This is a genomic window from Comamonas terrigena NBRC 13299, from assembly GCF_006740045.1.
Lineage (GTDB): Bacteria > Pseudomonadota > Gammaproteobacteria > Burkholderiales > Burkholderiaceae_C > Comamonas > Comamonas terrigena.
Genome location: NZ_AP019749.1, coordinates 3557202 through 3576405, shown reverse-complemented (window position 1 = coordinate 3576405; position 19204 = coordinate 3557202). Strand labels below are relative to the sequence as shown.

Genomic DNA, 19204 nt, shown 5'->3' with positions numbered 1-19204 from the left:
AGGTGAGCCCGGGCGTGCTGGATCAGCCGGGTTGGCGGCCCAGCAGCAGGTATTCCATCAGTGCTTTTTGCACGTGCATGCGGTTCTCTGCTTCGTCCCAGACGACGGATTGCGGGCCGTCGATGACGTCGGCCTCCACTTCCTCGCCGCGGTGGGCGGGCAGGCAGTGCATGAACAGGGCATCGGCCTTGGCGGCGGCCATCATCTCGGCGTCCACGCACCAGTCGGCAAAGGCCTTCTTGCGCGCTTCGTTCTCGGCCTCGTAGCCCATGCTGGTCCACACATCGGTGGTGACCAGGTCGGCGCCCTTGCAGGCGTCCAGCGGGTTCTGGAAGACTTCGTAGCAGCCGGGGTGCACGGGCTTGCCGTTGAAGGCCAGCTGCTCGTCCACTTCATAGCCGCCGGGGGTCGACAGGTGCACCTTGAAGCCCAGCAGATCGGCCGCCTGCAGCCAGGTGTTGGCCATGTTGTTGCCATCGCCCACCCAGGCCACCACCTTGCCCTTGATGGAGCCGCGGTGCTCGATGAAGGTGAAGATGTCGGCCAGGATCTGGCAGGGGTGGAACTCGTTGGTCAGACCGTTGATGACGGGCACGCGCGAGTATTCGGCAAAGCGCTCGATCTTGTCCTGGCCGAAGGTGCGGATCATCACCAGATCGGTCATGCGGCTGATCACGCGGGCGCTGTCCTCGATCGGCTCGGCGCGGCCCAGCTGGCTGTCGCCCGTGGTCAGGTGCACCACGGAGCCGCCCAGCTGGTACATGCCGGCTTCAAAGCTCACGCGGGTGCGGGTGCTGGCCTTCTCGAAGATCATGGCCAGCGTGCGGTCGCTCAGCGTGTGGTGCTTCTCGTAGCCCTTGAACTTTTTCTTGATCAGGGCGGCGCGGGCCAGCAGGTAGTCGTACTCGTCGGCGGTGAAGTCGCTAAATTGCAGGTAATGCTTCATGCAGTCCATCCTAACGCGTTCAGGCTGCCAGCACGGCTTGCACCAGCGGCTTGAGGCGGGTGACGAGTTCGTCGGCTTCGGCGGTGGTCAGAATCAGCGGCGGCACCAGACGGATCACGGTGTCGGCGGTCACGCTGATCAGCAGGCCGGCTTCGGCCGCCTGGCCGATCAGCTGGCCGCAGGACTTGGACAGCTCCACGCCGATCATCAGACCCTGGCCGCGCACTTCCACAAAGCCCGGGATGCTGCCCAGTTCGGACTGCAGCTTGGCCTTCAGGTGTTCGCCCACGGCGGCCACATGGTCCAGCAGCTTGTCTTCTTCCATGATGCGGATGGTTTCCACACCGGCGCGCATGGCCAGCGGGTTGCCACCGAAGGTGGAGCCATGGTTGCCTGGCTGCAGCACGGTGGCGGCCTTGCCATGGGTGACCACGGCACCCACGGGCACGCCCGAGCCCAGGCCCTTGGCCAGGGTCATTACGTCGGGCACGATGCCGGACCACTGGTGGGCAAACCACTTGCCGGTGCGGCCCATGCCGGCCTGCACTTCGTCCAGCATCAGCAGCCATTCGTTGGCGTCGCACAGGGCGCGCACTTCCTTCAGGTAGTCGGCGCGCATGGGGTGCAGGCCGCCTTCGCCCTGGATGGGCTCCATCATCACGGCCACGATGTTGGGATTGCCGGCGGTGGCCGCCTTCAGGGCTTCGATGTCGTTGGGGGCCACGCGGATGAAGCCATCGAGCAGCGGGCCGAAGCCGTTGCGCACCTTGGGGTTGCCGGTGGCGGTCATGGTGGCGATGGAGCGGCCATGGAAAGCATGGTCATAGACCACGATCACCGGCTTTTCGATGCCCTTGTCCACGCCGTACTTGCGGGCGATCTTGATGGCGGCTTCATTGGCTTCCAGACCGGTGTTGCAGAAGAACACATTGGTCATCTGGGCGCGCTCGGTCAGCATCTGGGCCAGCTGTTCCTGGCCGGGCACGTGGTAGTAGTTGCTGGTGTGGATCAGCTTGGCGATCTGCTCCTGCAGCGCAGGCACCAGCTTGGGGTGGTTGTGGCCCAGGGTGTTGACGGCAATGCCGCCCAGACCGTCCAGGTATTCCTTGCCGTTCACATCCCACACGCGGCAGCCTTGGCCTCGTTCCAGCGCGATGGGAACGCGGCCATAGGTGTTCATTACGTGGGGCGAGGTTGCCTCGATGTGAGCGGTCATGAATACTCTCCTGACAAAGCAGTGGTGGCGCATATCTTGCTGGTATTTTGGATACTTGCTGCACGATGGAGCGCCAGGTTGGCAAAGCGCAATTCTAGAGTGCGCGTGCTGTGCGAGAGTTGAGGATTGCGCATCACAGCCATGCGAACGCACCCAGGTTCTGGTCGGGTAGCTGCCGCGCAATAAGGCCGGTCTTGTATAAGAGCTAGAATCCCAGGGCTTGGCACACCTGGCGGCGATCCTGCAGTTGTGGCCTGTCTCTCTTAGAAATCGATCCGATGGTCTCCCCTACCTCCAAAGAACTCTTTATCCAGGGTGTCACCCTGGATGGAAAAACCTTCCGCCCCAGTGACTGGGCCGAGCGCCTGGCAGGGGTGATGAGCCAGTTCCGGCCTGGTGGTGCCACGCGCGGCAGCCACCTCAGCTACTCGCCCTGGTGCGTGCCCACCTCGATCGACGGGGTCAAGTGCGTGATCATCCATTCCGACCTGCGCGCCCATGAGCCCATGGCCTGGGATTTCGTGCTGAACTTTGCCAAGGACAACCGCCTGCAGGTGGTGGAGGCGTGCACGCTGCCGGATGCGCCCGAGGCCTGACCACGGCCTTTTGAGGCGACAGAACAGACCGAGGGCTTCCGCAGGAAGCCTTTTTTATGCCCGCAATTTTTTGAGGGGGAATGCCCTGCAGCCAGGGGCGGGCCACCGCCACAGCGGCCCAGGCCCACTGCGGACCCACAAGCATAAGCATGCAGGCACAAAAAAACCGCCCGAGGGCGGTTTTCTTGTTTCGCTGGCAGCGCACCGAAGCAAACAGCAGATGGCCTAAGCCATCCGTGCGATGCCTAAAGTGACTTTTAGGCGGCGGCCAGGGCCTTGACCTTGGCGGACAGACGGCTCTTGTCGCGAGCAGCCTTGTTCTTGTGGAAGATGCCCTTGTCGGCAATCGTGTCCAGCACGGATTGTGCCTTGGCGAACAGTTCGGTGGCCTTGGCCTTGTCGCCGGTCAGAACAGCCTTTTCGACGTTCTTGACAGCGGTGCGGTACTTGGAACGCAGCGAGGTGTTGGCTGCGTTCAGCTTGACGTTTTGGCGAGCGCGCTTGCGGCCGGAGGCCAGGCGGGGGTTCTTTTTGGCTTTGGTTGCCATGATGTATATTCCTTGAGTGTGTCTGGGATGATGCCAGCGAAGCCGAGCAGTATAGCATTCCCGGTGGTCCCCTGGGTTCCGCCTCTGCGAAGGGCCGGCACCACGCAGGTGGGCATGCACGGCGGCACGCGGCACAGCCCGGGCGCCGGCAGTGGGTGTGCGCTCTCGCTACACTGCCGGGGTGTCACTCTTCAAAGCTGCCTCCACCGTCTCCCTGTTCACGCTGGCCTCCCGCGTCACAGGCCTGCTGCGCGATCTGATCATGGCCTCCATGTTCGGGGCCAATGCCCTGACGGACGCCTTCAATGTCGCTTTTCGCATTCCCAATCTGTTTCGCCGGCTGTTTGCCGAAGGGGCCTTCAGCCAGGCCTTTGTGCCGGTGCTGGCCAGCACCAAGGCCCAGGACGGCGAGGAGCGCACGCGGGCACTGATCTCCGACGTGGCCACAGTGCTGTTCTGGGTGCTGCTGCTGGTGTGTGTGGTGGGCGTGGTCGGTGCCCCGGCACTGGTGTGGTTGCTGGCCAGCGGGCTGGAGCAGGACCCCGGTGGCATGGATGCGGCCGTGCAGATGACGCGCTGGATGTTTCCCTATATCGGCTTCATGTCGCTGGTGGCGCTGTCGGCCGGGGTGCTGAACACCTGGCGGCGCTTTGTGGTGTCGGCGGCCACGCCGGTGCTGCTCAATCTCAGCATGATTGCGACGGCATGGTGGCTGGCACCGTACTTCCAGTCGCGCGGGATCGAACCCATCTACGCCATGGCCGCCGGGGTGATGCTGGGCGGCGTGCTGCAGCTGGGGGTGCAGATTCCCGCACTGCGCGGCCTGGGTCTGCTGCCGCGCATCGGCATGTCGTGGTCGGCCATCCGCCAGGCCTGGAGCGATGCCGGGGTGCGCCGCATCCTGCGCCTGATGGGCCCTGCGCTGCTGGGCGTGGGCGTGGCGCAGATCAGCCTGATGATCAACACCCAGATTGCCTCGCACCTGGCGCCCGGCAGTGTGACCTGGCTGTTCTATGCGGACCGCCTGATGGAATTTCCCACGGCCATGCTGGGTGTGGCGCTGGGGGTGGTGCTGACGCCACAGCTGGCTGCCGCCAAGGCGGCGGGGGACAGCGAGAAATACTCCGCCATGCTGGACTGGGGCCTGCGCCTGGTGCTGCTGCTGGCCGTGCCCTGTGGCGTGGGGCTGCTGGCCTTTGCCACGCCGTTGGTGGCCACCTTGTTCCACCGCGGCGCCCTGCATGCCAGCGATGTGGGCCAGATTGCCATCGCCCTGATCGGCTATGGCGTGGGGTTGGTGGGGCTGGTGGCCATCAAGGTGCTGGCGCCGGGCTACTACGCCAGCCAGGACATCCGCACCCCGGTAAAGATTGCTATCTGTGTGCTGGTGTTGACGCAAATTTTCAATTTGCTGATGGTGCCCTGGTTGGCCCATGCTGGTCTGGCACTGTCGATAGGGCTGGCGGCGTTGGTGAATGCCGCCTGGCTGCTTGTAGGACTTATCCGACGCAAGGCCTTCGTGCCGGCGCCGGGCTGGGGCAAACTATTGATGCAGGTCACGGCGGCGGCCATTTTGCTGGCGGTACCCTTGCTGTGGTTTGCACAATCTTTTGACTGGCTGGCGCTGGGCGAATGGAAGCGCGTCGGCCTGATGGCGGGAGCGTTGGCGCTCTCCTCCTGTGTGTATTTCGGGGTATTGGCAGTGACTGGCTTGCCCTTGCGCAAGCTGTTGCGCCGGTGATCCCGTGCTCAGCAGCGTGAAGTGAATCGAATGACGCTTGATTTTGGACTGCCTACTCCCCTGGAATATTTTGAAACCCTGGTGCGCCGTGATGAGCCGCGCCTGCTGCTCGAGGCGGCCATCAGCCTGGGGCAGGATGCCGATCCGCAGCTGGATATCGAAGACGCGCTCTACCAGTACGAACGCACGCTCAAGCTGCTGCGCGACTGCGTGCCATGGGGTGCCAATGGCCTGCAGCGCCTGACCATCCTGAACCAGTTCTTCTACGAAGACCTGGGCTATGCCGGCAACCACAACGACTTCTTCCACCCGGACAACAGCTATCTGCACCGGGTGATGGACACGCGCCGCGGCATTCCCATCTCGCTGGGCGTGCTGTGGCTGGAGCTGGCCCATGGCATCGGCCTGACGGCGCACGGGGTGTCGTTCCCGGGGCATTTCCTGGTCAAGGTGCAGCTCAAGGAAGGCATCATCGTGCAGGACCCGCTGACCGGCCAGGGGCTGTCGCATGCCCAGCTGGGCGAGCGCCTGGAGCCCTTCAAGCAGGCCTGGGGCCTGGAGCAGGAGGACATGGCGCCGCTGGCCATGTACCTGCAGCCGGCCGGCCACCGCGGCATTCTGGAGCGCATGCTGCGCAACCTGAAGAACATCCACCAGCAGCAGGGCGATGAGGCGCAGACGCTGGCCGTGATGAACCGCCTGATCACGCTGACACCCACCGCCTGGGGCGAGTACCGCGATCGCGGTCTGGTGCGCATGGAGCGTGGCGAGCGCCGCGCCGCCATGCAGGATCTGCAAACCTATGCCCAGCACGCCGGGGCCGCGCAGGATCTGGACATGGTGGAAGAGCAGCTGGCCCAGCTGCGTGCCAGTTCCTGAGTCGGTGCTGGCGAGCCTGTGAGCTGCCCTTGCACAGATGGCAAGGGCTGAAAGGTGAAAGCCTTGGACAGAAAAAGATAAAGATAAAGAGCAGTGCACAGGCACTGCTCTTTTTTTTGCGTGAGGGTGGCGGTCCGCTCCCTCCGTGCGAGAAGGCGGGGCCGCCGCAAAAAACGCGCTGCGGGCTCCGGTGCAACAGGCCCTTGTGGCGGAAAGGCGGCAGGAGGGATGGGGCGTTGCCCTGTGCCCCGGCGCTGCAGGCAGCATGGCGCGCGCTGCGTCAGATCATGCGCGCGTCGTGCAGCTCTTTTTTCAGGTAGGCGTAGAACAGCGGGGCGGCCACCAGGCCAGCGGGGCCGAACACCGATTCGGCCACGAACATCACCGACAGCAGTTCCCACACGGCCATGTGGGTGCGCTGGCCGATGACCTTGGCGTTGATCACGTACTCGGCCTTGTGGATCAGGATCAGAAAGGCCAGGCAGGCGGCCGCGGCAATCGGGGAGACCGACAGGCCCACCACCGTCAGCACCACATTGCACAGCAGATTGCCCACGATGGGGATCATGCCGGCCACAAAGGTCAGGGTGATCAGGGCCGGGGTGTAGGGCAGGGACAGGTCCCACACCGGCAAGATGATCAGCAGGAACAGCGCGGTCAGCAAGGTGTTGAACAGCGCAATCCAGAACTGGGCGGCCACGATCTGGCGGAAGGACTCGCCCAGCAGCGTCACGCGGCGGTGCAGGGCCTGGGTCAGCGGATGGTGCGGCACGGTGCGCGGGCGCACGGCGGCCAGAGCGCCGATCAGCAGACCCACATAGGCGTGCAGCACGCCGGCCAGCCAGGCTTTGCCGGCCATGGCCAGGGTGCCGGCCTTGTTGGCCAGGTAGTTGGCAATGATGTGCTGGATCTCGGCTGCGCCCTGGGGCAACTGGGCCGTCAGGTCATGGGGCAGCTTGTCGCGCAGTTCCAGCACCGTGCGTGCCAGGTAGTCCAGCAGTTCGCGGTACTGCTGGGGAGCGTCGACGATGTAGCTGCGGGTGTGGGTCAGGGCGCCGGTCAGCAGCAGCAGCGGCGCCAGCATGATGATGCCGGCCGCCAGATTCTGGACCCAGCGCTCGGGCATGGCACCCTGGGGGCGGCGCTGCAGCCGGGTGATGCCGCCGGCCAGCGCACGGGTGAGCAGAAAGCCCACGCAGGCGCACAGCAGGCCGGGCAGAAGGCCGCGCCACATCACCAGCAGCAAGGCACCTGCCATCAGCAGATAGCTGGCAATCACTACGCCGCGTGGCGGCGTGGGGGGCAGGGAAGGACAAATGCTGGGAAGCTGGGAAGAGTTCTGGCCCATGGTGTCCGCGCCCTGCTGCTGTCTGCTGCGCGATCAGCGAACCTGAACGGCAGCGCCTTCGCTGCGCTCGACGATCTGGCCGATCTGGTAGACCGTCTCGCCCAGGCCGCGCAGCGTGGCCGCGGTGGCTTCGGCGTGCTCGGCGTCGATGACCAGCACCATGCCGATGCCGTTGTTAAAGGTGCGGTTCATTTCCACATCGTCAATGCCGGCGGTTGTCTGCAGCCAGGCAAACAGCTCGGTCTGGGGCCAGCTGCCAGCCTTCAGGTCGGCACCCGTGCCTTCGGGCAGCACGCGGGGGATGTTTTCCGGCAGGCCGCCACCGGTGATGTGGGCCAGGGCCTTGATGGGGTGCTGTTCCAGCGCGGCCAGCACGTTCTTCACGTACAGACGGGTGGGTTCCATGATGGCGGCCTTGAAAGGCTTGCCGTCCAGCGTGGCAGGCACCGTGCCGTTGGCTTCGGCGCGCTCGATGCACTTGCGCACCAGCGAGAAACCGTTGGAGTGCACGCCGTGCGAGGTCAGGCCCAGCACCAGGTCACCGGGCTTCACGTTCTGGCCGGTCAGGATCTTGGACTTTTCGACCGCGCCCACGGCAAAGCCGGCCAGGTCGTATTCGCCATCGGGGTACATGCCGGGCATTTCAGCGGTTTCGCCGCCGATCAGGGCGCAGCCGGACAGCTCGCAACCCTTGGCAATGCCGCCCACCACAGCGGCGGCCGTGTCCACATGCAGCTTGCCGCAGGCAAAGTAGTCCAGGAAGAACAGGGGTTCGGCGCCTTGCACCAGGACGTCGTTCACGCTCATGGCCACCAGGTCGATGCCGACGGTGTCGTGCATATTCCACTCGAACGCCAGCTTGAGCTTGGTGCCCACGCCGTCGGTGCCGGAGACCAGCACCGGTTCCTTGTAGCGCTTGGGCACTTCGAACAGGGCGCCGAAGCCACCGATGCCTGCCATCACGCCTTCACGCATGGTCTTCTTGGCCAGCGGCTTGATGCGCTCGACCAGGGCGTCGCCCGCATCGATGTCAACGCCAGCGTCTTTGTAGGAAATGGGGGGGGAGGCAGAGGTGGAGGAGCTCATGGGGTCGTCAGTGCAGGAGATGCCCTGGGGCGGGCTGAATCTGCTGATTCTAAGGCGAGACCCCATTCACCGGGCTGGAGGTACGGCGTTTGCAAGGCCTTTTGTCCTTGTCGCCAGCCCTGCGTTGCATGCCTTCTGTCCATGGGGTCGTGCGCTACGGTCTAAAATCCCCCAGCGCAGCCTTGTTACGGGTTGTGTGCAAGATGCTCTGCTTCGGTGGGGCGCACTGCCTGTCCCTTGTTCTGTCTGGAATGCTGCCACCCTTGTCTGTGCCTGCTTTGATCGTCTGGACCCTGTCGGTCCTTCCCCGGGAGGAGGCCTGCGCATGGCCGCGATGAAGCAGCTGGCTCTGGACATCGGCCTGGCGACCGGCCCCTCGCTGTCGCGTTTTTACGAAGGCAGCAACGCCGCCGTGGTGCAGCATCTGCGCACCTGGGTGGGCGAAGGCCTGTCCTCGGATGCCGCCCGCGCTCCGGTGCCCACCTACCTGTGGGGCGTCTCCGGTTCGGGCAAAAGCCATCTGCTCAAGGCGGTGTACGCCGCGCTGCGCGAGCAGGGCGCCGAAGTGGGCTGGATGGATGCCAGCACCGGCTTCCCCCCGGAATTCGATGAGCGCTGGGCCGCCGTCATCATGGACGATGTGCACCTGTACACCCCCATGCAGCAGTCCCGGGCCTTCAACTGGTTCGTCAATGCGATTGCACCGCCGTCCGGCTCGCCGCGCTGGGTGCTGGCCGCAGGCGATGCGCCGCCGGCCGATCTGACCTTGCGCGACGACCTGCGCAGCCGCCTGGGCTGGGGCCATGTGTTCCAGCTGCACCTGCTGGACGAGCCCGAACGCCGGGCCGTGCTGAGGCAGGAGGCCGATGCACGCGGTGTCTTCCTGAGCGATGATGTGATGGATTACATGCTCAATCGCTTCTCGCGCGATCTGGGCAGCCTGATGCAGCTGCTGGGCATGCTGGACGGTTTTGCGCTGCGCAACAAGCGCGCCATCACCATTCCGCTGCTCAAGACCATGCTGGAAACCGAGTAGGCCATGGCCATTTCGCCGCAACCTGCAACTTCTTTCGACACCATGTCCGCACCCACTGCACCGCAGCGCCCCCGGCTGGCGCTGTTCGATCTTGACCACACGCTGCTGCCGCTGGATTCCGACCACGGCTGGGGCGAATTCTCCATTGCCATCGGCTGGTGCGACCGCACCGAGTTCGGCCGCCGCAACGATGAATTCTTTGCCGACTACCTGGCTGGCCGCCTGGATGTGCCCGATTACGTGCGCTTTGCCACCGCCGCCGTGGTGCAGCGCGGACCCGAAGCCGCTGCGGCGGCCCATGCACGTTTCATGGACGAGGTGATCCGCCCGGCCATGACGCCCGCAGCCCTGCAACTGGTGCAAGGCCACCTGGACGCGGGCGATACCGTGGTCATCACCTCGGCCACCAATGAATTTGTCACCCGCCCCATTGCCGAAGCCTTTGGCGTGCAGGAGCTGGTGGCCACCTCGCTGGCCCGCGACGCCCAGGGCTGGTTCACCGGCGAGATCGACGGCATCCCCAATATGCGCGAAGGCAAGGTGGTGCGTATGGACGCCTGGCTGGCCGCACGGGGGCTGTCCTGGAGCGATGTGGAGACCACGTTCTACAGCGACTCCATGAACGACGTGCCCCTGCTTGAGAAAGTGGACCATCCGGTCGCCACCAATCCTGATACGCGCTTGCGCGCCCTGGCCCAGGAGCGTGGCTGGCGCGTGCTGGACCTGTTTACCGAGACACCATGATCAAAACCTTTATCGACAAACTGCTGGGCAAGGCCCCGGCCGCCACCCGTTCGCGCAAGCCGCAATTCGGCAAGCGTGAAGACGTGCCGGCCGAGGTGCACGGCATCGATCCCGAGCTGGTGGACCGCCGCGCCGTGGATGTGGTGCGCACCCTCAAGGATGCCGGCTACGAGGCCTACATCGTTGGCGGCGCCGTGCGCGACCTGCTGCTGGGCCTGCGTCCCAAGGACTTTGACGTGGCCACCGACGCCACGCCCGAGCAGGTGAAGAACCTGTTCCGCCGCGCCTTCATCATCGGCAAGCGCTTTCGCATCGTGCACGTGGTCTATGGCCGCGGCCGCGAGAACGAGGTGATCGAGGTCTCCACCTTCCGCGCCTTCCTGGACAACAGCCTGGCCGAGCAGGTCAGCGGCAACGAACGCACCAGCAAGGCCGCGCTGGCCCACATGCAGCATGCGGTGGACGCCAGCGGCCGGGTGCTGCGCGACAACGTCTGGGGTCCGCAGGACCAGGACGCCACGCGCCGCGACTTCACCATCAACGCCATGTACTACGACCCGGAAACCCAGGTCGTGGTGGACTTCCACAAGGGCATCCAGGACGCGCAGAAGAAGATGCTGCGCATGATCGGCGACCCGGCCACGCGCTACCGCGAAGACCCGGTGCGCATCATCCGTGCCGTGCGCTTTGCCGCCAAGCTGTCGCCGCTGGGCTTCAAGCTCGAGCCCAAGACCGCCAAGCCGCTGCTCGAATGCGAGCCGCTGCTCAAGGAAGTGCCGCAAAGCCGTTTGTTCGACGAAATGCTCAAGCTGCTGCAGACCGGCCATGCGCTGTCGTCCGTCGAGCAGCTCAAGAAGCTGGGTCTGGAAAAAGGCATCTACCCGCTGCTGGATGTGGTGGTGGAACGTGCCGACCATCCCTTCGTCACCGCCGCGCTGACCGACACCGACCGCCGCGTGGGCGAAGGCAAGCCCGTGGCGCCCAGCTTCCTGCTGGCCTGCGTGCTGTGGCAGGACGTGAAGACCGGCTGGGAAAAGCGCCTGAACAAGGGCTTCCACGCCTTCCCCGCGCTGCAGGAAGCCATTGACGAGGTGTTCGACCAGCGCATCGGCGATGTCTCCGGCCGCGGCAAGTTGGCCGCCGACATGCGCGAAATCTGGGTCATGCAGCCGCGTTTCGACAAGCGCACCGGTTCCACGCCGTTCGGCATGGTGGCCCAGGGCCGCTTCCGCGCAGGCTTCGACTTCATGCGCCTGCGCGCCGATGTGGGAGAGGTCGAGGAATCGCTGGCCAGCTGGTGGCAGGAGTTCCAGCAGGCCGACGATGCCCGCCGCGAAGACCTGGTGGCCCAGGCCCGCGAAGAACAACGCCAGCGCCAGAAGAGCCAAGTACCGGCACCAGCCCGCCGTGCGCCCAAGAAGGCCGCAGCAGCGGAAGGCGGCCCCGCGGCCGCCCCGGCTGCACCCGGTGCTGACACGCTGGATGCCCTGTTGGGCGACAGCGATGCCCCGGCCAAGAAGCGCCGCCGCCGTCGCCGCAAGCCCGCCGGCGCGGGCGGTGCCGAGGCCGCAGGCGAGTGAGCGTGGCGGCCGCCAGCCCGTCCGGCCAACTCGCGCAGTCCGCCTTCATCGGTCTGGGCGCCAATCTGGGGGACCGGGGCCAGGCCCTGGCCCAGGCCGTGCAGGCCATGGCCCTGTTGCCCGACACGCAGGTGGTTGGCGTGTCGTCGCTGTATGTCAGCGCGCCGGTGGATGCCGGCGGGCCGGACTACCTGAACGCCGTGGTGGCGCTGCAGACGGCGCTGGCGCCCCTGGCCTTGCTGCACGCGCTGCAAGCCATCGAGCAGGCCGCCGGGCGCCAGCGCCCCTACCGCAATGCCCCGCGCACGCTGGATCTGGACGTGCTGCTCTATGGCGACCAGCAGATCGCCAGCCCGGTGCTGACCATTCCCCATCCCCGCTTGGCCGAACGTGCCTTTGTGCTGCGGCCGCTGGCCGAGCTGGCGCCGGAACGTGTTTCCGCCGCACAGCTGGCCGCCGTGGCGGAGCAGCGCATCGACCGCTTCCAGACCGCCGCCGACTGGTGTCCGCAGGTGACCACACCGCACTGAAGCCTCCGCTTGCAGGCTCCATGGCTGCCCAAAGGCCTTCAGCGCCATTGGGCTTTTTTTTATGGGAAATCCGGCGCCGGTGCGCGCTGCATTGTGTGCCCCCGGTGCTAGTGGGAACTGTCGCTGCCAGAGGATCATGTGCCGTGTGCCCGACCTGTACCGGAATGCATAGCGGCTGGTGCCGCGCAGGGCGGCGTTGCGCCTGATCCGGCAGGCAATGCCACGCCTGGCAGTGGGTGATTGGACAGGGCCCGACTGGCGCTGCGCGCCGCACAGGCGCCTAATGGTGGGAGATCGCGCAGGCGCTAGTGGCGGGGCACGCCCCCACCGGCGGGCTGTACAGGGTGCTGGCTTCAGGAGAATCACCATGTCTGTGCACAACGCTCTGGATGTGGCCCTGCACGCAGCGGTGGCCGACTATGTGGCTCACAACCCGCGCAGCCAGACCTTGTGCGAGGTGGCGGCCCATGTGCTGCCCGGCGGCAACACCCGCTCGGTGCTCTACCACCCGCCTTTCCCCCTGACCATGGTGCGCGGTGAAGGCTGCTGGCTCTGGGATGCGGATGGCCATGTCTACATCGACACCCTGGGCGAATTCACCGCCGGCCTCTTCGGTCACTCCGACAAGACGGTGCGCGCTGCCTTGCAGGAAGCGCTGGTGGGCGGGCTCAACCTGTCCTCCCACACGGCACGGGAGGCGCGGCTGGGGCACGAGATCCAGCGCCGCTTTCCCTCCATGGCACTGATGCGCTTCACCAATTCCGGCACCGAAGCCAATCTGATGGCCGTGGCCGCCGCCACCGTGCACACCGGCCGGCGCAAGGTAATGGTGTTCGACGGCGCCTACCACGGTGGCGTGCTGAGCTTTGCAGGCGGTGGATCGCCGGTCAATGTGCCCCACGACTGGCTGGTAGCGCCCTACAACGATCTGGAATACGCCGCGGCGCTGGTACGCCGGCATGGCGCCGATCTGGCCGCGATCCTGGTGGAGCCCATGCTGGGCTCGGGCGGCTGCATTCCCGGCACGCCGGCCTTTCTGCGCGGGCTGCGGGATCTGGCCAGCGACTGCAATGCCTTGCTGATTCTGGACGAGGTGATGACCTCGCGCCTGTCCTTTGGCGGGCGGCAGGCGCTGCTGGACATCACGCCGGACCTGACCACTGCGGGCAAATACCTGGGCGGCGGGCTGTCGTTCGGCGTGTTCGGCGGACGCGCGGACGTGATGGACCGGTTCGATCCGCGCCGCAGCGATGCGCTGGCCCATGCTGGCACCTTCAACAACAATGTGCTGAGCATGGCCGCAGGCCATGCCGCCCTGTCCCGGGTGCTGACGGCCGAGGCCCTGGATGCGCTGAACGCGCGGGGTGATCACCTGCGTGAGCGGCTGAATGCCCTGTTCGCCTACGAAGGCGTGGCCTTGCAGGCCACGGGCCTGGGATCGCTGCTGACGCTGCATGCCACCGACCGGCCCATCCGTAACGCAGGCGATCTGGCTGGCAGCGACCTGCGCGTGAAAGATCTGCTGTTCTTCGACCTGATGGCGCGCGGCATCTTCCTGGCGCGGCGCGGGATGATGGCCTTGTCGCTGCCGCTGGGCGAGGCGGAATGCGACTGCGTGCTGGGCGCGATGCTGGAAATCGTGGAGCTGCGGCAGGCATTGCTACCGCAGCGCCATGCCGTGCAACTGATGTAGCCCATCTGATCGAGGCCGTTCGAGGCCGTGCTGCTTGTGCCAGCCTCTGCGCTCAGGCGGTGCGCCACCGTCCCGTGTGACACGGTACGTACCGTCCCCGCCGCGCCTGCAAAAACGCCCTGCGGTGCGGGCACCCAGGGCGTTCTCTTTGAAGCAGCTGTGCAGGTAGCAGGGCAGCAGACTGGAGGTCAGTCCACCTTGGCGCCGGAAGCGGCCACCAGGCCTTTGTACTTGGCGCGTTCGGCGGCCATGAAGTCCTCGAACTGCTTGGGTGTGGTGGCCACGGGCTCGGCCAGCAGGGTCTTGAAACGGGTCTGGGTTTCGGGCGTGTTCAGGGCGTCGGTGAAGGCCTTGTTCAGCTTGGCCACCACATCCTTGGGGGTGGCCGCCGGGGCGATCAGGCCCCACCAGGTGTCAATCGCAAAACCGCGCAGCGTGGCGGCCAGCGGCGGCACATCGGGCAGCATGGGCGAGGCCAGCAGCGACGTCACGGCCAGGGCCTTGAGCTTGCCGCTCTTGATGTTGGGGGCAGCAGCGGCCAGGTTGTCGATGTTGAAGTCCACTTCGCCCGCCAGCAAGGCCAGCTGGGCGGGGTTGGCGCCGCGGTAGGGTATGTGCAGGGCGTGGATGCCGGCACGCTGCTTGAGCAGCTCGCCTGCCAGGTGGCCGGCGCTGCCATTGCCGCCGCTGCCGTAGTTCAGCTTGGCGGGATTGGCCTTGGCGTACTTGATCAGGTCCGCCACGGAATGGATGTTCAGCTGCTCGGCGCGGGCGGCATTCATCACCAGCACATTGGGCACGCGCACCATCTGGGTGATGGCGACAAAGTCCTTCTCGACGTCGAACGGCAGCTTGGTGTAGAGCCAGGGGTTGACGGCGTTGGTGGCCGTGGTTGCCAGACCGATGGTCAGGCCATCGGGAGCGGCCTTGGCAATGGCGTCCACGCCAATGTTGCCGCCGGCGCCGGCCTTGTTCTCGATGATCACGGTGCCCAGGGTGTTGCGCACGCTTTCGGCCAGTGCGCGCGAGGTCACATCCAGCGGGCCGCCGGGTGCAAACGGCACGATCAGGCGGATGGGCTGCTGTTGGGTGCCAAAGGCTTGGGCCAGGGGGGCGAATGCGGTCGCAGCGAAAGCCGCGGTGGCCAGGGCAAGGGTTCTACGCTTCATCATGGTGACGGTATTGTGCAAAAAAATTGCGTGACCATGTTTCGCATGGTTGCATTTCTGCGTTTTCTTGCATGAATGGTGGTCATGCAGGTGCTGTGCGGCACAAATGCACTGCAGTGGTGCGGAATCGTGCGCGCTAACACAGAGCCCATTTCCGTGCACACCGGGCGAGGCCCCGGTGCCGTAGGCCTGCGGGCGGCTGCGCGGTGTGCCAGGCGGCCAGGCCAGCCCCTGCGGCGGTCAGGCGCAGCCGGTCCGGGCGTGTGCTGCCCCGGCCGGGCTGCCGGGCTTACTTGTCGGCTTCCGAGGTGAAGGCGTCGGCGAAGAAGGCTTCCTCCGGCAGGCCGCGCTGGCTGGTGTAGCTGGCGCGGGCCGAATCCACCACGATGGGGGCGCCGCAGGCGTAGACCTCATGGCCGGACAGGTCGGCAAAGTCGTCCAGCACGGCCTGGTGCACAAAGCCGCTGCGGCCGGTCCAGGCGTCTTCGGGCTGGGCGTCGGAGACCACCGGCACATAGGTCAGCGTGGGCAGGGCGGCGGCCAGTTCCAGCAGCCAGCTGTGCATGTAGAGGTCGGCCGGACGGCGACCGCCCCAGTACAGGGCCACGGGGCGGGTGATGCCCTGGTGCTGGATGTGTTCCAGCAGCGCCTTGATGGGCGCAAAACCGGTGCCCGACGCCAGCAGGACGATGGGCTTGGCCGAGTCCTCGCGCAGGAAGAAGCTGCCGAACGGGCCTTCCACGCGCAGGATTTCCTTTTCCTTCATGCCGCCGAACACATGGTCCGTGAACTTGCCGCCCGGCATGTGGCGGATGTGCAGCTCCACGCCGGGGGCCGTCTCCTGCAGGTGCGGGGCGGTGGCCATGGAATAGGCGCGGCGGCTGCCGTCGCGCAGGATGAATTCGATGTACTGGCCGGCGTAGTAGCGGAACTTCTCGGCGGCCGGCAGCTGCAGCTTGAGTTGCATCACATCGTGCGACATCGGGGTCAGACCTGCCACGCGCACCGGCAGCTTCTTGATGGGGTAGGCATTCACATCGGTGACCTGGCGCGACTCCAGCACCACATCGCTCAGGGGCGTGGCGCGGCAGGTCAGCACATAGCCATCGGCCTCTTCGGCCGGTGTCAGCGCCTTGTCGGAATGGGTGTCATGCACCACACTGCCGCTGAGCTTCTTGCACTTGCACGAGCCGCAGGCGCCGTCCTTGCAGCCGTAGGGCAGGCCCACGCCGCTGCGGATGGCGGCGGCCAGAATGGTCTCTGCACCCTGGGTGGCAAACTGGCGGCCACTGGGCTGGACGGAAATCTGGTGGGTGGAGCTGGCGGTATCGGTCATGGGTTTTGGCTATCCTTGGCGGCTGTCACGGGCTGCTGCTGCGCCTGCTTTTTGCAATGCGTGAAAACCTCGCGCGAAAAAACAACCTTCCATTGTGCCTTCAAACCAAAATCCTCTCGGTGCGCTGCCAGCGCGCTTTCGCCGCCAGCGCCTGCTGATCGTGGGCTGCGGTGACGTGGGCCTGCGCGTGGTACGTGCCCTGCAGGCCGGCGGCACGAGCCGCCACGGCCCGCGCGTGCTGGCGCTGACCAGCAGCAGCGACCGGGCGCCCCTGCTGCGCGCCGCCGGCGTGCAGCCCCTGGCGGGCGATCTGGACCAGCCGGCCACCCTGGCCCGGCTGGCCGGTCTGGCCCAGCGTGTGCTGCACCTGGCGCCGCCGCCCACGGAAGGGGCGGGCCCCCAGGCCTGGTGGCGCGATCCGCGCACCGAACACCTGCTGCAGGCCCTGGCACGGCGTACGCTGCCGCAGGCCCTGGTCTATGCCTCCACCACCGGCGTGTATGGCGACTGCGGTGGGGCCTGGATTGACGAAACCCGTGGCATCGCTCCCGGCAATGCCCGCGGTCAGCGCCGCGCCAACGCCGAGCGTGCGGTGCGCGGCTGGGCGCTGCACAGCGGGGTGCGTGCCACGGTGCTGCGCGTGCCCGGCATCTACGCCCTGGACCGCGAAGGCGGCACGCCCGTGGCACGGCTGCGCAAGGGGCTGCCGCTGCTGCAGGCCAACGACGACGTCTACACCAACCACATCCAGGCCGATGACCTGGCCCGCGCGTGTGTGGCGGCGCTGTGGCGCGGCAAGCCCCAGCGCGTGGTGCATGCCAGCGACGACACCGAGATGTACATGGCCGACTACGTGGACCTGGCCGCCGACCTGTGCGGCCTGCCGCGTCCGCCGCGCATCAGCCGGACCGAAGCCCAGGGCAGCCTGCCGGTGTCGCTGCTGAGCTTCATGGGCGAATCGCGCCGTCTGCGCAACCGGCGCCTCAAGACCGAGCTGCGCGTGCAGCTGCACTATCCCACGGTGGTGCAGGGACTGGCGGGGCTGACGGCGGATTGAGCGCGGCCCGTGTTCGCGGGGCGGGCGCCAGTGGTCGCAACCGCAGGCACCGCCGGCGGTCGTGCAGTCCTGGCGCAGCGGGGTCGGCCGGGCGCAAGCTGACACCCGGCTGAAGACCGGTATTGCAGGGGCGGCCCGCGCAGCACCAGCGCTGTGCGCCATCTTGCGCTGCAGCAAGGGTGGCACAGGCCTGGTGCAGGCGCTGCTGTAGCGCAGCCGAAGACGGTGCGCACCTTGGGGTATCCCCGCGTTTCCGCGGCGCGACGCCACACGTTGTGGAAGGCAGGAGCGAGGAAAAATGTCGCCCATGGGGCCAAAACAGCCGCCGCAGGCACGGTTTCTGCAAAGGGAAAGCACCGATGTGGAATCGCGGGCCAAGGCAATAGCTTGGCAACTTGTTCAACCAATGGAGATAGTCGCATGCGCGTTAAGGCAGTTTCGCTCGCAATCGTGGGCTTGGTAGGTGGTTTGGCAATGTCTGTGGCCAATGCCCAGGAAATCATCAAGATCGGCCACATCGGCCCTGTCTCCGGTCCCCAGGCCCACTTCGGCAAGGACGACGAAAACGGCGTGCGCATGGCCATCGAGGACCTGAACGCCAAGAACCCCGAAATCGGCGGCAAGAAGGTCAAGTTCCAGCTGGTGGCGGAAGACGACGGTGCCGATCCCAAGCAAGGCACGGCCGCTTCGCAGAAGCTGTGCGACAGCAAGGTCGCCGGCGCGGTGGCATTCGTGAACTCGGGCGTGGCTATTCCCTCGTCCAAGATCTTCAATGACTGCGGCATCCCCATGATCACGGGCGCCGCCACCAACCCCGCGCTGACCAAGCCCGGCTACAAGACCACCTACCGTGTGATCGCCAACGACAACGCCCTGGGCGCTGCGCTGGCCACCTACGCTGCCAAGACCCTGGGTCTGAAGCAGGTGGCGGTGGTGGACGACCGCACCGCCTACGGCCAGGGTCTGGCGGATGTGTTCAAGAAGGAAGCCGAAAAGCTGGGCGTGAAGATCGTGGCCACCGAGTTCACGAACGACAAGGCCACCGACTTCATGGCCATCCTGACCTCCATCAAGGCCAAGAAGCCCGAAGCCATCTTCTACGGCGGCATGTACGGCCAAGCCGGCCCCATGCTGCGCCAGATGGCCCAGCTGGGCATGGGCGAAGTGAAGATGTTCGGCGGCGACGGCATGTGCGTGCCCGAGCTGGCCAAGGTGGCGGCCGGCGCCAAGCCGCTGGACCACGTGGTCTGCGCGGATGGCGGCTCTTCGCTGGCCAAGATGCCTGGCGGCACCGAGTGGAAGAAGCGCTATGACGCCAAGTTCCCGGGCCAGTTCCAGGTTTACAGCCCGTACTTCTATGACGCGACCATGCTGCTGGCTGACGCCATGAAGCGTGCCAATTCCTGGGATCCCAAGGTCTACATCCCCTTCCTGCAGAAGACCGACTACCAGGGTGTGACCTCCAAGATCGCGTTCGAACCCAACGGCGAAATGAAAAACCCGACCTACACGCTCAGCCGCTTTGTGGGTGGCAACAAGACGGCCATCGAGTAAGCCGCCGGTCGTGGCGGTGCGCAGCCCGCGCTGCCTGCCGCACAAGTCAGGGCCCGCTTCGGCGGGCCTTTGTTTTGGGCCGCTGAAAACACCTGCAGACCCAAGACCCGGCAAGTGCTAAGGTCATTGCCAGAACCCTTGTGGC

General features: G+C 66.0%; 17 protein-coding genes. 10 read left to right on the top strand and 7 right to left on the bottom strand.

From position 1 onward, the window contains the following. Positions 1 to 22: 22 nt before the first annotated feature. Together argF and CT3_RS16265 are read right to left on the bottom strand one after the other, a co-directional pair. Positions 23 to 946, bottom strand: coding sequence for an ornithine carbamoyltransferase (gene argF, locus CT3_RS16270; RefSeq protein ID WP_066537347.1), 924 nt, complete (start codon positions 944 to 946; stop codon positions 23 to 25). Between the two features lie 19 nt (positions 947 to 965). Then, positions 966 to 2162 carry an aspartate aminotransferase family protein gene (locus tag CT3_RS16265; RefSeq protein ID WP_066536548.1) on the bottom strand — a complete coding sequence of 399 codons (1197 nt, stop codon included), beginning with the start codon at positions 2160 to 2162 and terminating at the stop codon, positions 966 to 968. 278 nt (positions 2163 to 2440) lie between these two features. Here CT3_RS16265 and CT3_RS16260 point away from each other — a divergent pair, with 278 nt between their 5' ends. Further along, positions 2441 to 2758 (top strand): DUF3579 domain-containing protein, encoded by a 318-nt coding sequence (locus CT3_RS16260; RefSeq protein WP_066536546.1) that lies wholly within the window; start codon positions 2441 to 2443, stop codon positions 2756 to 2758. Positions 2759 to 3015: 257 nt separating this feature from the next. Here CT3_RS16260 and rpsT read toward each other — a convergent pair whose 3' ends face one another. Further along, entirely contained in the window at positions 3016 to 3306 is a 291-nt protein-coding gene (gene rpsT, locus CT3_RS16255; protein WP_066536543.1) for a 30S ribosomal protein S20, read from the bottom strand. A 181-nt stretch (positions 3307 to 3487) separates the two neighbouring features. On the opposite strand from rpsT, the gene murJ reads away from it, so the two are divergent. After that, positions 3488 to 5047, top strand: a complete 1560-nt coding sequence (gene murJ, locus CT3_RS16250) for a murein biosynthesis integral membrane protein MurJ (protein WP_066537345.1) — start codon at positions 3488 to 3490, stop codon at positions 5045 to 5047. Positions 5048 to 5077: 30 nt separating this feature from the next. Further along, positions 5078 to 5926: a SirB1 family protein gene (locus tag CT3_RS16245; protein ID WP_066536540.1), complete on the top strand. Its 849-nt coding sequence runs from the start codon at positions 5078 to 5080 to the stop codon at positions 5924 to 5926. Between the two features lie 280 nt (positions 5927 to 6206). Here the strand turns inward: CT3_RS16245 and CT3_RS16240 are convergent, their stop codons facing one another. Both CT3_RS16240 and purM read right to left on the bottom strand, forming a co-directional pair. Continuing rightward, positions 6207 to 7274, bottom strand: coding sequence for an AI-2E family transporter (locus CT3_RS16240; RefSeq protein ID WP_066536538.1), 1068 nt, complete (start codon positions 7272 to 7274; stop codon positions 6207 to 6209). A 33-nt stretch (positions 7275 to 7307) separates the two neighbouring features. Then, positions 7308 to 8360: a phosphoribosylformylglycinamidine cyclo-ligase gene (gene purM / locus CT3_RS16235; protein ID WP_066536536.1), complete on the bottom strand. Its 1053-nt coding sequence runs from the start codon at positions 8358 to 8360 to the stop codon at positions 7308 to 7310. Between the two features lie 334 nt (positions 8361 to 8694). Here purM and hda point away from each other — a divergent pair, with 334 nt between their 5' ends. The 5 genes from hda (at position 8695) to CT3_RS16210 (ending at position 13943) form a co-directional block, all read left to right on the top strand. Beyond that, positions 8695 to 9396 carry a DnaA regulatory inactivator Hda gene (gene hda, locus CT3_RS16230; protein ID WP_066537343.1) on the top strand — a complete coding sequence of 234 codons (702 nt, stop codon included), beginning with the start codon at positions 8695 to 8697 and terminating at the stop codon, positions 9394 to 9396. A gap of 42 nt (positions 9397 to 9438) precedes the next feature. After that, positions 9439 to 10140, top strand: a complete 702-nt coding sequence (locus CT3_RS16225; RefSeq protein WP_066537340.1) for an HAD family hydrolase — start codon at positions 9439 to 9441, stop codon at positions 10138 to 10140. Beyond that, the gene (gene pcnB / locus CT3_RS16220; RefSeq protein WP_066536533.1) at positions 10137 to 11720 is read left to right on the top strand and encodes a polynucleotide adenylyltransferase PcnB; all 1584 of its coding nucleotides are present in this window, start codon (positions 10137 to 10139) and stop codon (positions 11718 to 11720) included. Before CT3_RS16225 ends, pcnB begins: the two co-directional genes overlap by 4 nt. 2 nt (positions 11721 to 11722) lie before the next feature. Beyond that, on the top strand, positions 11723 to 12250 hold the full coding sequence (gene folK / locus CT3_RS16215) for a 2-amino-4-hydroxy-6-hydroxymethyldihydropteridine diphosphokinase (protein ID WP_066537339.1): 528 nt from the start codon (positions 11723 to 11725) through the stop codon (positions 12248 to 12250). A gap of 367 nt (positions 12251 to 12617) precedes the next feature. Continuing rightward, positions 12618 to 13943, top strand: coding sequence for an aspartate aminotransferase family protein (locus tag CT3_RS16210; protein ID WP_066536531.1), 1326 nt, complete (start codon positions 12618 to 12620; stop codon positions 13941 to 13943). Between the two features lie 188 nt (positions 13944 to 14131). Here the strand turns inward: CT3_RS16210 and CT3_RS16205 are convergent, their stop codons facing one another. Together CT3_RS16205 and CT3_RS16200 are read right to left on the bottom strand one after the other, a co-directional pair. After that, complete coding sequence (locus tag CT3_RS16205; protein ID WP_066537338.1) at positions 14132 to 15112, bottom strand: Bug family tripartite tricarboxylate transporter substrate binding protein; 981 nt, start codon at positions 15110 to 15112, stop codon at positions 14132 to 14134. A gap of 289 nt (positions 15113 to 15401) precedes the next feature. Then, positions 15402 to 16448 (bottom strand): CDP-6-deoxy-delta-3,4-glucoseen reductase, encoded by a 1047-nt coding sequence (locus tag CT3_RS16200; RefSeq protein ID WP_066536527.1) that lies wholly within the window; start codon positions 16446 to 16448, stop codon positions 15402 to 15404. Positions 16449 to 16542: 94 nt separating this feature from the next. Here CT3_RS16200 and CT3_RS16195 point away from each other — a divergent pair, with 94 nt between their 5' ends. Next, positions 16543 to 17505, top strand: a complete 963-nt coding sequence (locus CT3_RS16195; protein WP_066536524.1) for an SDR family oxidoreductase — start codon at positions 16543 to 16545, stop codon at positions 17503 to 17505. A 474-nt stretch (positions 17506 to 17979) separates the two neighbouring features. Next, positions 17980 to 19059, top strand: coding sequence for a branched-chain amino acid ABC transporter substrate-binding protein (locus tag CT3_RS16190; RefSeq protein ID WP_370510786.1), 1080 nt, complete (start codon positions 17980 to 17982; stop codon positions 19057 to 19059). Positions 19060 to 19204 lie beyond the last annotated feature (145 nt).